Origin of the sequence: Paraburkholderia sp. HD33-4 (assembly GCF_021390635.1) — a bacterium.
Taxonomy (GTDB): Bacteria; Pseudomonadota; Gammaproteobacteria; order Burkholderiales; family Burkholderiaceae; genus Paraburkholderia.
Genome location: NZ_JAJEJS010000003.1, coordinates 1162152 through 1175912, shown reverse-complemented (window position 1 = coordinate 1175912; position 13761 = coordinate 1162152). Strand labels below are relative to the sequence as shown.

At 62.7% G+C, this 13761-nt stretch carries 11 protein-coding genes and 1 pseudogene; 8 read left to right on the top strand and 4 right to left on the bottom strand.

Translation table 11 applies throughout. The features are described 5' to 3' along the window. The first annotated feature begins 88 nt into the window (after positions 1–88). From L0U84_RS39870 to L0U84_RS39860, 3 genes and pseudogenes are all read left to right on the top strand, one after another. On the top strand, positions 89–451 hold the full coding sequence (locus tag L0U84_RS39870; protein ID WP_233859166.1) for a hypothetical protein: 363 nt from the start codon (positions 89–91) through the stop codon (positions 449–451). Continuing rightward, positions 448–1533: a DUF3443 family protein gene (locus L0U84_RS39865; RefSeq protein WP_233859164.1), complete on the top strand. Its 1086-nt coding sequence runs from the start codon at positions 448–450 to the stop codon at positions 1531–1533. The genes L0U84_RS39870 and L0U84_RS39865 overlap by 4 nt, the downstream gene beginning before the upstream one ends. Before the next feature lie 265 nt (positions 1534–1798). Next, positions 1799–2518 (top strand): annotated as a pseudogene (locus L0U84_RS39860) (DUF2242 domain-containing protein); the annotation flags it as partial. Between the two features lie 532 nt (positions 2519–3050). Here L0U84_RS39860 and pntB read toward each other — a convergent pair. From pntB to L0U84_RS39840, 4 genes are all read right to left on the bottom strand, one after another. Next, on the bottom strand, positions 3051–4463 hold the full coding sequence (gene pntB, locus L0U84_RS39855) for a Re/Si-specific NAD(P)(+) transhydrogenase subunit beta (RefSeq protein ID WP_233859163.1): 1413 nt from the start codon (positions 4461–4463) through the stop codon (positions 3051–3053). 13 nt (positions 4464–4476) lie between these two features. Next, positions 4477–6075 (bottom strand): Re/Si-specific NAD(P)(+) transhydrogenase subunit alpha, encoded by a 1599-nt coding sequence (locus L0U84_RS39850; RefSeq protein WP_233859160.1) that lies wholly within the window; start codon positions 6073–6075, stop codon positions 4477–4479. Positions 6076–6206: 131 nt separating this feature from the next. Then, positions 6207–6344, bottom strand: coding sequence for a hypothetical protein (locus L0U84_RS39845; protein WP_233859158.1), 138 nt, complete (start codon positions 6342–6344; stop codon positions 6207–6209). A gap of 610 nt (positions 6345–6954) precedes the next feature. After that, positions 6955–7731 (bottom strand): maleate cis-trans isomerase family protein, encoded by a 777-nt coding sequence (locus L0U84_RS39840; RefSeq protein ID WP_233859156.1) that lies wholly within the window; start codon positions 7729–7731, stop codon positions 6955–6957. A 312-nt stretch (positions 7732–8043) separates the two neighbouring features. Between L0U84_RS39840 and L0U84_RS39835 the strand changes: the two genes are divergently transcribed. The 5 genes from L0U84_RS39835 to L0U84_RS39815 all read left to right on the top strand — a co-directional run bounded on the left by L0U84_RS39835 (position 8044) and on the right by L0U84_RS39815 (position 13715). Next, positions 8044–9246: a branched-chain amino acid ABC transporter substrate-binding protein gene (locus L0U84_RS39835; protein WP_233859151.1), complete on the top strand. Its 1203-nt coding sequence runs from the start codon at positions 8044–8046 to the stop codon at positions 9244–9246. A gap of 25 nt (positions 9247–9271) precedes the next feature. Continuing rightward, positions 9272–10171 carry a branched-chain amino acid ABC transporter permease gene (locus tag L0U84_RS39830; RefSeq protein ID WP_233859150.1) on the top strand — a complete coding sequence of 300 codons (900 nt, stop codon included), beginning with the start codon at positions 9272–9274 and terminating at the stop codon, positions 10169–10171. A 3-nt stretch (positions 10172–10174) separates the two neighbouring features. Then, positions 10175–11983, top strand: coding sequence for a branched-chain amino acid ABC transporter ATP-binding protein/permease (locus tag L0U84_RS39825; RefSeq protein ID WP_233859149.1), 1809 nt, complete (start codon positions 10175–10177; stop codon positions 11981–11983). Beyond that, positions 11971–12702 carry an ABC transporter ATP-binding protein gene (locus L0U84_RS39820; RefSeq protein WP_233859148.1) on the top strand — a complete coding sequence of 244 codons (732 nt, stop codon included), beginning with the start codon at positions 11971–11973 and terminating at the stop codon, positions 12700–12702. Before L0U84_RS39825 ends, L0U84_RS39820 begins: the two co-directional genes overlap by 13 nt. A gap of 167 nt (positions 12703–12869) precedes the next feature. Continuing rightward, the gene (locus L0U84_RS39815; RefSeq protein WP_233859146.1) at positions 12870–13715 is read left to right on the top strand and encodes an urea carboxylase-associated family protein; all 846 of its coding nucleotides are present in this window, start codon (positions 12870–12872) and stop codon (positions 13713–13715) included. Positions 13716–13761: the final 46 nt, after the last annotated feature.

Below are 13761 nucleotides of genomic sequence, written 5' to 3'. Positions count from 1 at the left end.
CGGCGGATGCGGATGTGTGATGGTTTGCTCGTGGGTGTTATGCGGGTTTGCGAAGGTGTGGCTTCAAGACGTATGAAGCTACGTCACGGTGACGCTGGCGATTTACCTCGAGCTGCACAACGTCTTCGTCAACCTGTTGCCGATTCTCGACATGTGCGGCGGCAGCGCGACTGATCAAGTGCCGGTCTGCCGCTTCCACTGGGAAGCGCTCGCCAGCGCACAGATTCCCGTCCAGCCGCGCGCGCATATTGGCAACACGGAACGCGAACACTGGGTGCGTTGCGTTTCAATGGTCCGAGAGAACGAACGCACCGCGAGCTTGGGTCCGGAGGTCCCGAGTTTAGACCCGATGTGGCAAGGAACGAATCGCCGTGAATCAAGAGACCAAACAAAAACACTCTACCTCGATGGTCGGATGGAAGGCCAATCAACTATTTCGAGGAAAACATGACAGTGACTGCATTGGGGAAATTTATCGCTATCAGCGCGATGGTCGGGCTCTCAGCGTGCGGTGGCGGGGGTAGTGACGGCGGAAGCACCCGCGATGCTTCACCGCAGCAGCAATCGTCCCAGCTGGCGGCAAACGTTGTCAACATGACGTTCGGCTCGCACAACACGCCGACGATGACGGTTACCGTGTGTCAACCGGGCACTAGCAACTGTGCGAACATCGACAATGTCGTAATCGATACAGGGTCTGTGGGTCTACGTCTGTGGCAGTCCGCTCTGCCTTCCTCGCTGAATCTTCCCCAGGAAAGCTACAACGGCTTCGCGCTCGCGGACTGCGTGACATACGTTGTCGGATCTGGGTGGGGTCCAATGGTTACGGCCGATGTCAAGATCTCTGGCGAAACTGCTGCCAGCGTGCCGGTGCATATCATCAACAACGCTTATGCCGGCGGATCGGCGACGTGCAATACCTACGGCGTACTTCCAACACTGTACAACGGCATTATGGGTATCGGGAACGAGCTGTCTGATGGCGATACGCTGTCGGTGTGCACCGGCAATTCCTGCGTGCGGGACCAGGACCTGACCAATTCTCTCAAAGCGGCTAATCCTGTCGTCCGTTTTGCTCACGACAACAACGGCTATATCCTCTCGTTCCAGAATGCCAATACTTCGGGCACGCTGACGTTTGGTCTGGGTACCGAGACTAACAATCCGGTGACGGGTGTGAAATTCATCCCCGGCTATTCGCAGCAAATGCTAGTGGCTTCGATCAACGGAGTCCACGCTTCGGTGATGTTCGACACCGGTGCACCAGCCAACATCGTTTCGTCGAGTCTGAACATCAACGGCACTGCCAACGAAACGATCCAGGTTGGCGTGCCTGACGATGACACCATGCCGGTGACGTTCAACCTACAGGGCGCCAATCAGGCCAGATCGGGCGACGCGATATTCGACTCACCGGTACTGGTTCTGGGTATGCCGTATCTCTTAGGACACACGCTGTATCTGCAACTTCCGCAGCATTCGACCAGCGATTTTGCGGATCAAACTGCCGGTGGCCAGATTGCACTGCAGTAGTTCGCAGGCCGCTTGAACTGAGAGTTCGCCTCCTAAGATCCTGCTCAGTCCGATGAACATTTTTGTGCGCGGACGTCACGGATCGGGTTACCTCGGTACGGTCCGTAACGAGGTCGAAGGTTCCTGTAGGGAAAGAAAACTATAATGGCGCGGCCTATTCACTTTCTGACCGGTGGCATGATGTGTCCCTCATGCTATGCGAGAGAATCGGTGTCCTGACTTTTTATCCGACCCTATCTCTCTCGCGCTGGTCCATTCGTTCATCATGCATACCCAGTCCCGTCTTCTCCCCGCGGCTGTCGTTCTTGCACTTGCGGGCGCCCTGTCTGCGTGCTCGACGCCGAAACCGCTTTACCAGCAGGAGCAGTTCGACTCGGCCGACAGCCCCTATATGCAACGGTTCGAGGCAACGGCGGATTCCACCTGCGAAGCCGCCCGCCGCGCGTTGCTGAGCCAAGGGTATATCGCCAGTTCATCGAGGTCGGATTCGGTCGACGGATCGAAGAATTTCCAGCCCAACAACGACTCGCATGCGGTGATAGAAGTCCACGTCGTCTGCACCGCTGACGATCCGAAGAGCACCCACAGCACCGCGTATGTGAATGCAGTGCAGGATCGCTACGCGCTGAAAAAGAGCAATACTTCGGCGAGCGTCGGCCTGAGCGTGTTCGGATCCTTGTCGCTTCCGATCGGTTCGAGTGATGACTCGATGGTTAAGGTCGCGAGTGAGACGATTCCAGCCGGGGTCTTCTATCAGCGTTACTTCGCGCTCGTTGAACATTACCTTAAAGCGGACGCGGTCCAACCGGACCCTGCCGTTGCCACGCCCCCGGCTGCTGCGGCGCGTCCGGCTGCCTCTATGGCTACCGCTACGGCTACGACTATGGCTGCGGCGCCAGCCGAGCCACAGCCCCTGTCATCGAGCAACGATGCTCTGCCGCCGATTGGCGCATCGGGGGCAGCTAGCACTCCGCAAAAAGCCGCGAACGAGAAGTAAGCGTCACCGGTATCGCGGGTTGCCGCTGCTCTTGCTGAGTCCGCTGTCGTGTTCGCACTATCGAACCAGCCGATCACCGGCGGGCAGCAGCCCGACTCGCGGCTCCGATCTGCACGACGTCCTGGCTGCTGAACCCAAGGTGGCTGAGCAAATCGGCGCAGCGCGCGGTTAAGAGGCGTGTTGCGAGCGGTTCGTCCGTCGCGCGACGCTCAGCCGTTCGGACCGCCGACTCGAACGCGATGTACAACCGTCTCTGATGTTTGGATCTCGCTTTCAGACGCGAAGGCCGGATGCACAAAAAGCCCCGCTTCGCGGGGCCAAATTCCTCATGATTCAGTTCGCACCCGAATGGCGGCGCGTTCTGGGCCGAAGACTTTCCAAAGGCCTTCGTCCAGCTGAAGCCCGGTGCCACAGCCTCTGCCGTTGATCTGATTGTCCGTTGCAAGGTGGCGCCCGACTGAGCGCCATGACCTTCTCCGACTCGCTTCGTTGTACTTCGGCGAGTCCCGCATCGCCGCGTTCAGGCCTTCAGCGCGCCGAAAATCTCGCTCAACATCGACTTCGCATCGCCGAACAGCATGCGATTGTTGTCCTTATAGAAGAGCGGGTTGTCTACGCCGGCATAGCCCGAGGCCATGCTGCGTTTCATCACGATCGAGGTTTTGGCCTTCCAGACCTCCAGCACCGGCATACCGGCGATCGGGCTCCCCGGGTCCTCCTGCGCCGCCGGGTTCACGATGTCGTTGGCGCCGATGACCATCGAGACGTCCGCCTCGGGGAAGTCCGCGTTGATCTCATCCATCTCCATCACGATGTTGTAGGGCACCTTCGCTTCGGCCAGCAGCACGTTCATGTGGCCCGGCATCCGGCCGGCGACCGGGTGGATCGCGAAGCGCACGTCGACGCCCTTTTCGCGCAGCAGACTCGTGAGTTCGAAGACCGTGTGCTGGGCCTGCGCCACGGCCATGCCATAGCCCGGCACGATGATCACGCTCTTCGCGTCGCGCAGCAGCTCGGCGGTTTCTGCGGAGCTCACCGCGACCACCTCGCCGGCCGGTTGCGCGCCGCCGCCTGCGGGCGCGGACGCGCCGCTACCGGTACCGAAGCCGCCGGCAATCACGCTGACGAAATTGCGGTTCATCGCACGGCACATGATGTAGGACAGAATCGCGCCCGACGAGCCCACCAGCGCACCGATCACGATCAGCAGATCGTTGCTGAGCATGAAGCCGGTGGCCGCCGCCGCCCAGCCCGAGTAGCTGTTGAGCATCGACACGACCACGGGCATGTCGGCACCGCCGATCGCCATCACCATGTGCACGCCGAACAGCAGCGCGATCACCGTCATCACGATGAGCGGCGTCATGCCGTCCTGAATGCTTTCTGCATGCAGGAACGCGCGACCGTAGTAAATCACGATCAGCAGCGCGGCCAGGTTCAGCCAGTGCCGGGCCGGCAGCAGCAGCGGCTTGCCGCCGATCTTGCCGGAGAGCTTGCAGAAGGCGATGATCGAACCCGAGAACGTCACCGCGCCGATCAGGATGCCGACGTAGATTTCAACTTCGTGGATGGCCTTTTCCGCGCCGGTGAACTGCACCGACGTATCGATGTAGCTGGCGAAGCCGACGAGACACGCCGACAGGCCGACCAGGCTGTGCATCAGCGCGACCAGTTCGGGCATCTGCGTCATTTGCACTTTCTTCGCGGCGAACAGGCCCACGGCGCCGCCGACGACCAGCGCCGCGACGACGTACGGAATGCCCGCAGCCGACACGCGCGGACCGAGCACGGTGGCCAGCACGGCGATCACCATGCCGATCATGCCGAGCAGGTTGCCGCGGCGCGCGGTCTCGGGATTGGCCAGCCCGCCGAGGCTGAGGATGAACAGGATGGCCGCGCCGATGTAGGAAACGGTAGTCAGGTTGGAAGTCATTGTTGTCGTTTCCTTATTTGCGGAACATCGCCAGCATGCGCCGCGTCACCGCGAAGCCACCGAACATGTTGACGGCCGTGAGCGCCAACGCGCCCACCGCCAGGCCCAGAATCAGCCCGGACGGCCGGTCGCCCACCGCGGCCCCGTCGAGCGGCGGCGCAACCTGCACCAGCGCACCGATCGCGATGATCGACGAGATTGCGTTGGTCACGCTCATCAGCGGCGTATGCAGTGACGGCGTGACGTTCCAGACCACCATGTAGCCGACGAAGCAGGCCAGCACGAACACTGTGAAGTGCGACAGGAACGCGGCCGGTGCAAATTGGCCAACCAGCAGGAAAACCAGTGCGCCGAGGCCGAAAACGGTGGCAAGCGCCCTGGCCGACATCGGCTCGCCGCTGCCGTGGCCATGCCCTTTGGACTTGGCCGCCGCCACCGCAGGCGCGGCCGCTTGGGGCTTGGGCGCGACGGCCGGCTGCTTGATCGGCGGCGGCGGCCAGGTAATGTTGCCTTCCTTGATGACCGTGAGGCCACGAATGGCGTCGTCGTCGAAGTCGACGTTGATCGTGCCGTCCTTGGTCTTACACAGTTCCTCGACCACGCGCAGCAGGTTGTTGCCATACAGCGTGGACGACTGCCGCGCGAGGCGCGAGGCGAGATCCGTGTAGCCGACGATGGTCACGCCGTGGCGCACCACCGCCTCGCCGGGCACGGTCAGCTCACAGTTGCCGCCCTGCTCCGCGGCCATGTCCACGATCACGCTGCCCGGCTTCATCGACTGCACCATCTCGGCCGTGATGAGCTTCGGCGCCGGCTTGCCCGGAATCAGCGCGGTCGTGATGATGATGTCCGCGTCCTTCGCCTGCTGCGCGTACATCGCGCGCTGCGCCTGCTGGAAGCCCTCGCTCATGACCTTGGCGTAGCCGCCGCCGCCCGAGCCTTCCTCTTCGTAGTCCACCTTGACGAATTCGCCACCCAGGGACTTGACCTGGTCGGCCACCTCGGCGCGCGTGTCGTTGGCGCGCACGATCGCGCCGAGACTGGCCGCGGTGCCGATTGCAGCCAGGCCTGCTACGCCGGCGCCGGCGATGAAGACCTTGGCCGGAGGGACCTTGCCGGCAGCGGTGACCTGACCGTTCAGGAAGCGGCCAAACGCATGGGCGGCCTCGATCACCGCACGGTAGCCGCTGATGCTGGCCATCGAGGTGAGCGCGTCCATCTTCTGCGCGCGCGACAGCGTGCGTGGCAGAGAATCGATGGCCAGCACGGTGGCGTGCTTCGCGGCCAGCTGCTGCATCAATTCAGGGTTTTGGGCCGGCCACACGAAGCCGATCAGCGTGCCGCCCTCGCGCATCAGGGACACTTCTTCGCTGCCCGGGGGGCGCACCTTGAAAACGATGTCGCTGCGGGCCCAGAGTTCGGCGGCCGTTGCCACGACCTCGGCACCCGCAGCACGGTAATCATCATCGCCAAAGTTCGCACCTAGGCCGGCGCCGCTTTGCACGGCAACCGGGAACCCCAGTTTGATCAGTTTCTCGACCACCTCGGGCACGGTTGCTACACGCCGCTCCCCGGTGGTTGTCTCCAGAGGAATGCCAATCAGTAATGTCATATCGTCTATTGATGGTAGTGGCCGTCGCAAGGAGCTCGGGCTCGCGCTTCAGGTTTTGTCGCAGTGAGGAGCACGGAGCGAACAATGTCGAGATGGGAAGTACTGCTTATATTGCGAGGTCGTCGAATTGATCAGCGACGGATATGCATCGACTTCGATCCCCCAGAATGCAAGCGCTTCAGCACACGAACTACCGCCTGATTCAGCGTCGATGCGTCGACGCCGGCTTTCTGCGAGGCGACAAGTTGCTCCGTAGTAAAACTGCTCATCAGTGGCTCCATGAAAGGAGTGCCCGGATGTCCACGAGAGCCGCTCACGGACAATAAGACACGACACACATTCGGTGGTGCAATGCAGCAACGGTCCATTGTAAGATCGAGTTGACATATGTCAATCGTTTGTTGGCGGAAACCGCCTGATGTCTCGCAAGGGCATCGGCAAACGCCTTGTCAGCTTTGGTGTACAGGGGATTACCTAGTACAAACCCGCACAAGGAATGCGTTGTGCCGCGAACACAAGAATTCGTTTTGCCAGATGTTTGCAATGCAGCAAACCGAGTGGCGGCAAGTGTTTTCTGCACGCTTCGAGACTCGCAAATCAAGCTTCGCCTATGGCCAGTTTTCTTTGCGGATCTCGCTCGAAGCGACCGCATCGACGATGGGCGCGTGATTCCGCGAACGGCGTCGGAGTCCGTGCCACGGCGTACGGGGAGATGAATGCGCCCGTGTTGCCGACTCGGGTCGGGGCCACGCGCCCCTGCACCTCCCGTTGACGGAACGCTGTGATGCCCAGATCATCAGCCGAAATAAGCATGGCATTGCTAACTGTTTTCTCGCGATACGGCCGACGCGTTACTGCGAACTGGCGCGGCCCTTCTCGTCACAGTGCAAAGAGCCGCCCACGATGAGGCTCGCAATCTCCCACGCCGGCGAGCCGCAACGCGTGCCACGCCATCGCATAGTTGCTCGATATCACCGGCTTGTGAATCGCCGCCTCCAGCTCCGGAATCAACCCGGCGATGCGCAAGCTCGTGCACGATACGAAAATCGCGTCCACGTCGCGATTGCGCGCAAGTCGCTCGACACCATTTCTCAACGACGCCGCATCGATCCGCGCCACTTCGTTATCGTTCGCATGTTCGAACGACGCCATGCGCGTAATGCCGTGACCACGCGACTCGATATAGTCGCGCATGTAATCATTGATCGAACGCACATAGGGCGTAAGCAGGGCCGTACGTTGAACTCCCAGTGCGCGAAGCGCCGCCAGCGCCGCGGTGATCGGCGTAGTGCACGCGGCATCCGCACGCGCTTCGCGAATCCGCGCGAACACCTTTTCCTCCCCAATCACCATCGACGCGGACGTGCAGCCAAACGCCACCACATCGATACGCTCGGCCGGACGGATCAGCGCGACCGCCGGTGCAATACGGTCCTCCATTTCAGCTAACCGTTCAGGCGTGATGTCCGCCGAGTTATACACACGGCTTTCGTAGAACGCCACGCCGTCCTGCGTCAGCAAGCCGCGCCACTCATGCTCAATCGTATGATCGGTGGCGAGCACCACGAGCCCGATCGCGGCGCGACGGCAGATGCCGTCGTCCAGCGTGAAATCGAGCCTCGTGTACACGTCGTCGTGCCGTGCAATCTCACTCATTTCGAAGTCGTCCTGTCATGTCGCGTTCGGGTTCGCGAGTCTCTGCCGTCACTGCCTCCCTAAAGGTAGAGGATTGCCGACGCCTTTGTGTAGTCGTTTATACGCAAATACCCTATACCGTCCCAACGCACACCGGCTCCTATCATGAAAGAAGCGCTTTGGTGTCAGCGCTCCGGTGAAAGCAGCAGTCACGCTGTTGACCTGGTGGGTATGAATCACACGCAATCGCCTCATTTCCGCCCGCTTTCCGATGTCGCCGGTATACCCGTGTGGCGGATCGTCCAATCCCTCTCACAATAAGGAGTCGCTAACATGTTTGCTCAGAAGATTGGCTGGTCCGGTGCAGAGCAGGACTCGCGGCAAACGATTATTGCGGGCCTGGCGGCCGCCGTGGCGCTGCTTGTCGGCATGGCTCCCGGTTCGGCGCTGAGCCAGAGCAACACCATCAAGATCGGCGTGCCCGTCCCGCTGTCGGGCAGCAGTGCCAATGCCGGTACGGATATCGTCAATGGCGCGAAGCTCGCCGCCGCCAGAATCAACGCGAGCGGCGGCGTGCTCGGCAAGCAGATCGAACTGGTGCCCGAGGACGACGCCTGCGATGCGCAGACCGCGGTGCAGGCGGCACAGAAACTCGTCGATGCGGGCGTCGTCGCGGTAGCGGGCGGCTATTGCTCCAGCGCCGCGCTGCCGGAATCGACGACCTTTCATCGCGCCGGGATTCCCTACGTGCTGGATGCGTCGACGAATCCACAGCTGACCGAGATGGGGTACGACAACGTGTTCCGCACGATCGGCCGTGACGACCAGCAGGGCCCGTTCGCTGCAAGCTTCATGAAAGACGTGCTGCACGCGAAGCACGTGGCGGTGATCGACGACAACACGACCTATTCCAAAGGCCTCGCCCAGAACACCGTGCAAGCCCTGAAGAAGGACGGTGTCGATGTCGTGTACGCCAATTCGATCACGCCCGGACAGATGGACTACTCTCCGACGCTCACGCGGGTCTCCTCACTGAAACCTGACGTGATCTACTACACAGGCTACTTCTCCGAAGCTGGCCTGCTGGTCAAGGAAGCGCGGCAACTGGGTCTGAAAATGACCTTGATGGGCGGCGACGCCACCAATGACCCCACCCTGATGAAGACGGCCGGTCCCGCCGCCGACGGCATGATCATCACGACGGCACCGCTCGCGCAGTTCCTGAGCGGCGCGCACGCGTACGTCGACGACTACACGAAAGCTTACGGGCAAGCGCCTGGACCCTACTCGGTCTACGAATACGATGCCGTCGGGGTCACGGCGAAAGCCATCGCGGACGCAAAATCGACGCAGCCTGCCGCGATCTCGGCTGCTCTGCACAAGATCTCGAACTACCCGGGCGCGACCGGTACGATTGCTTTCAATCCGAAGGGGGACCGCAGCAAAGCCGTGTACATCACGATCATCGTGCACAACGACAACTTCGAGCCCTACCAGAGGCAGGATGCGAGCGGACATTGGGCGGCCATGAAGTAGGCGCTACTGCGCGCCCCACGCCGTCATGAGCGACTTCTTCCAGTTCGTCGTCGAAGGGCTGACGACCGGCTCGTTTTACGCGCTCGTCGCCCTCGGCTACACGATGGTCTACGGAATCATCCGGCTGATCAACTTCGCTCATGGCGATCTGTTCATGGTCGGCGCGTTCATCGGCTGGACCGGTCTGATGGTGCTCGCGTCCGCGCATCTGCCCCTCGCCCTGGCACTGCTGATCGCCCTGGTGGCCGCCATGACGGTCACAGGCGCGCTCGGCCTGCTGATCGAGCGGCTCGCGTATCAGCCGTTGCTGCGCGCGCCGCGGCTGTCGATTCTGATCACGGCGCTGGGCGTCTCGCTGGCGCTGCAAAACGGGGTGCTGCTGATCTACGGCGCAGGTTTTCGCACCTATCCGCACGTGCTGAGCCAGGCGGGCTTCGAACTCCACGGCGTGCAAATCACCTTCGCGCAGATCGGCATCATCGTGGCAAGCCTGGCCCTGATGCTGGCACTGTATTTCTTCGTTCACCACACTTTCCTCGGCACCGCGATGCGCGCGCTGGCAATCGATCAGGACGCCGCACGTCTGATGGGCATCGACGTCGAACGCCTGATCCAGCTCACCTTTCTGCTCGGTTCGGTGCTGGCCGCCGTGGCGGGGGTCATGGAGGGGCTTTACTACACGCAGATCAATTTCTTCATGGGCTTCGTGCTAGGCCTGCGCGCGTTCACCGCCGCCGTGCTCGGCGGCATCGGCAACATTCCGGGAGCGATGGCGGGCGGCATCCTGATTGGCCTGCTCGAAGCCTTCGGCGCGGGCTATGTCTCGTCGCAATGGACCGACGTGTTCGTCTTCGGCGTGCTGATCGCCGTGCTCGTGATCAAGCCGACCGGGCTGTTCGGCGAGCGCGTTGTCGAGAGAATGTAGTCCATGAGCGCCAGTCAGGCTTCCGCGCGTTGGGCCAGGCCTGTCGGCGGTGCGCTGCTGGCCGCCGCCGTGGCGCTGCCCGCTGTCGCCGGCAACTATGTCGTCGATGTCGGCCTGACCATCGTCACGTATTCGATCCTGGGTCTCGGGCTGAACATCGTGGTCGGTTATGCCGGACTGCTCGATCTGGGCTACGCGGCCTTCTTCGCGATCGGCGCGTACACGACGGCGTTGCTGGAAACCCTGCTGCACTTCTCGTTCTGGGAAACCCTGCCGTTCAGTCTGGCGTTCGCCGGGGTATCGGGCATCGTCATCGGCTATCCCACCCTGCGCCTGCGCAGCGACTATCTGGCGATCGTCACGCTCGGGTTCGGCGAAATCACGCGTATCGTCGCCACCAATCTCGACATCACCGGCGGCCCGAACGGCATCTTCGGCATCGCGAGCCCGAGTCTGTTCGGTTTCGAGATCAGTTCCCCGCTAGCGCTCTACGAACTGGGCATGGCGTTCCTCGTGCTGGTGCTGGTGTTCGCGATCCGGCTCGGCCAGTCGCGGCTGGGCCGCGCGTGGACCAGCATCCGCGAGGACGAGGCAGCTGCCGAGGCCGTCGGCGTGCCGACACTGCGCGTCAAGCTGCTCGCCTATGTGATGGGCGCGCTGATCGGCGGGCTGGGCGGCAGCCTGTTCGCCGCCCGCTTCGGCACGATCGATCCGACCGGCTTCACCTATCTGCAGTCCGTCACGATCCTGATCGTCGTCGTGCTCGGCGGCCGGGGCAGCATTCCCGGGGTGATCCTCGGCGCCATCATCGTCGCCGGCTTGCCGGAGCTGCTGCGTTTTCTCAACCTCTGGCGCATCTTCGCTTTCGCGATCGGGCTCGTGATCCTGATGCTGCTGAGGCCGCAAGGGCTGTGGCCAGCGCCGTTGCGCCGCGTCGCGCCGCCGCGCAAGGGCGCTGACGCAGATCGGGCCCCGGTGCCCAGCCACGCCGTCACCGATGAGATCCTGCTGGACGTGCGCGACATGCAGCGCCGCTTCGGTGGCGTGCTGGCGCTCGGCGGTGTCAGCTTCGCGGTGCGCAGCGGCGAGATCGTGAGCCTGATCGGTCCGAACGGCGCCGGCAAGACGACCGTGTTCAACTGCCTGACCGGCGTGATCCGTCCGACCGGCGGCCAGATCGTCTGGTGCGGGGAACGGCTTGCCGGCGGCGCGCCTCATCGCATCGTCCATCAAGGCATGGCGCGCACCTTCCAGGGCATCCGCCTGTTCGGCCACATGACTGCCTTCGAAAACGTTCTGACCGGCATGGATCATCGGCTTCGGACCTCGCTCGCAGCCGAGCTTCTGGCGTTACCGTCCGCGCGTGCCGAGGCGGCGGACCATTCCACCGAGGGCCTGCGCTGGCTCGCCTTCGTCGGTCTTGCCGGCAGGGCCGGCGAGCGCGCCGCCGATCTGCCCTACGGCGACCAACGCAGGCTGGAGATCGCCCGTGCGCTCGCCAGCAGCCCTCGCCTCCTGCTGCTCGATGAGCCGGCTGCGGGCATGAACCCGACCGAGAAACGCGCGCTGATGGAACTGATCCGGCGGATCCGGGATCATGGCGTGACGGTGCTGCTGATCGAGCACGACATGATGCTGGTGATGGGCGTGTCGGACCGGATCATCGTGATGGATCACGGCGTCATCATCGCCGAGGGCCAGCCCGCCGCGATCCAGGTGGACCCGCGGGTAATCGATGCCTATCTCGGCACCGCCGAAAAGGACGAGGCGAGCGACGATACCGCCGGGGAGAAATCGCTGTGGGACTCCTAGAAATCCGCGATCTGCGTGTGAGCTATGGGACTGTCGAAGTGCTGCACGGCATTTCGCTGGACGTCGCACAGGGCGAGATCGTCGCGTTGCTCGGCAGCAATGGCGCGGGAAAAACGACCACACTGCGGGCGATTTCCGGCTTGATCCGGCCGCGCGCGGGCGACATTGCGATGGATGGCCAGCGCCTGACGGGACTGCGCGCACACCAGATCGTGGCGTTGGGTCTGGGTCATGTACCAGAGGGGCGGCGCATTTTCGGGGCGCTGACGGTGGAGGAAAATCTGCATCTCGGCGGCTATCTGATCCGGCGCGACAGCGCGGCATTGCAACAGCGAAGGGATCAGCTCTATGCGACTTTCCCCCGGCTCGGCGAGCGACGCAGCCAGCTGGCAGGCACGCTCAGCGGCGGCGAACAGCAGATGCTGGCGATTGCCCGCGCCCTGATGCTGCGCCCGCGTATCGTGGTTCTGGACGAACCGTCGATGGGACTCGCGCCGAAGCTGGTCCGCGCGATCTTCGGCATGATCGCCGACATCTGCCGCGAAGGCACCTCGATTCTCCTCGTCGAGCAGAACGCCCGCCAGGCGCTGCGAATCGCTCATCGGGCTTACGTGCTGGAAAGCGGGCACATTGCGCTCGCGGGGTCCGCTCGCGAGCTGGCTCAGGATAGCCGGGTCCGCGCTGCCTATCTGGGCGGCAGTGCCATCGCGGCGGAATAAGCCACCAACTGAGCGATTGAGGTTGGCTGAAACGGGGCCGACGTCACGGACGTAAATATGTCAGAGATCGGTTAGGAAAAGCTCGTTGAAGTGCTGCGTCGCTCGAGCGATGAGGACGCCGCCTGATCGCGGCACGGCGCAGGCCTGAATTCAAAGGAGAATGCATCATGCTGAATTATCCTGCTGCCTATCAGTCCACCAAAGGCTCGGCGCTCGACGTCGACAAGGTGTTCTATCAGCGCATCGCCTCACAGCACGACACCCGCACGCTGGTCGAATCGATCGTCGTGCCGATCCGCTCTGGGCAGGCGTGGACGGTGCCGGCCGGCCACGTGTTTCGCATTGTCACGATCGAAGGCCCGCAGGTTGCCGACCTGAACATGTGGAACCGGCACAACCCCCGCGAGCGCATGTGGGCATCGCGCACGCGCCAGTTGCAGCAGGCGCACGTGAGCACGTTCGACCGTCTGTGGTCGACGCTGCCATTCCTGCGTCCGATGGTGACCATCACCGATGACAGTCTCGCAAGCTACGGCGTCGACGAGCACGGCGGCCGTGTCCACGATCTGCTCGGCACGCGCTGCGACCCCTACGTGAACCGCATGCTGAGCGGCGAGGATTTTCATTTCCACTGCCACTCCAACCTGACGCGCGCCATCGCCCCGTATGGATTGACTGAGTACGACGTCCACGACGTACTCAACGTGTTCCAGTGCACCGGCCTGAATCTCGAAGACAAATACTTCATGAAGGCGTGTCCGGCCAAGAAAGGCGACTACCTCGAATTCTTCGCGGAGATCGATTTGCTGTGCGCACTGTCGACCTGCCCGGGCGGCGATCTGTCTGTGCCGATGTGGGGCCCGGACGCGCGCGATCCGCTGGAAGTATGCCGCCCGCTCGGCATCGAGGTCTGGCAACTCGCGCCACACATGCTGGACGGGTGGACGCCGCCGGCCGTGGCTGCCTACAAGGGACAGCACGGCATGGTGCTGAATCAGCCGCAATGGAAGTGAGACTGCCGCAGCAGCCCGCCTTGATCGAACTCCGTCCGGGAGACCG

Coding starts and splice junctions, on each gene's coding strand:
- L0U84_RS39865 (WP_233859164.1), top strand. CDS start 448: ATGACAGTGACTGCATTGGGGAAATTTATCGCTATCAGCGCGATGGTC.
- pntB (WP_233859163.1), bottom strand. CDS start 4,463: ATGACTTCCAACCTGACTACCGTTTCCTACATCGGCGCGGCCATCCTG.
- L0U84_RS39850 (WP_233859160.1), bottom strand. CDS start 6,075: ATGACATTACTGATTGGCATTCCTCTGGAGACAACCACCGGGGAGCGG.
- L0U84_RS39845 (WP_233859158.1), bottom strand. CDS start 6,344: ATGAGCAGTTTTACTACGGAGCAACTTGTCGCCTCGCAGAAAGCCGGC.
- L0U84_RS39840 (WP_233859156.1), bottom strand. CDS start 7,731: ATGAGTGAGATTGCACGGCACGACGACGTGTACACGAGGCTCGATTTC.
- L0U84_RS39835 (WP_233859151.1), top strand. CDS start 8,044: ATGTTTGCTCAGAAGATTGGCTGGTCCGGTGCAGAGCAGGACTCGCGG.
- L0U84_RS39830 (WP_233859150.1), top strand. CDS start 9,272: ATGAGCGACTTCTTCCAGTTCGTCGTCGAAGGGCTGACGACCGGCTCG.
- L0U84_RS39825 (WP_233859149.1), top strand. CDS start 10,175: ATGAGCGCCAGTCAGGCTTCCGCGCGTTGGGCCAGGCCTGTCGGCGGT.
- L0U84_RS39815 (WP_233859146.1), top strand. CDS start 12,870: ATGCTGAATTATCCTGCTGCCTATCAGTCCACCAAAGGCTCGGCGCTC.